Consider the following 243-nt stretch of genomic DNA (forward strand, 5'->3'; position numbering starts at 1 on the left):
GACGCGCCCGCCGGTAATGGCCTTGACGCGGTTCACGTAAGGCTTGAACTCGGCGTAGCGGTTGACGAATTCCCAGGCCCGCTCGTTATCGGTGTGGAAGATGTGCGGCCCGTAGACGTGCACCATGACGCCGGTCTCGGCGTCACGTTCGGAATGGCAGTTGCCCGCGATATGCGGACGCGATTCAAATACTTCGACCTTGTGGCCGGCTTGTGCGAGCTGGTTTGCAATGACAGCTCCGGT

The 243-nt window shown here is 60.9% G+C and carries 1 protein-coding gene; it reads right to left on the reverse strand.

What is annotated here, in order from left to right:
- A partial coding sequence (locus KVT32_RS31205; RefSeq protein ID WP_217619546.1) for an NAD(P)-binding protein occupies positions 1-243 on the reverse strand: 243 nt, incomplete at both ends.

The organism is Achromobacter sp. GbtcB20, from assembly GCF_019091095.1.
Classification (GTDB): Bacteria; Pseudomonadota; Gammaproteobacteria; order Burkholderiales; family Burkholderiaceae_B; genus Achromobacter; species Achromobacter mucicolens.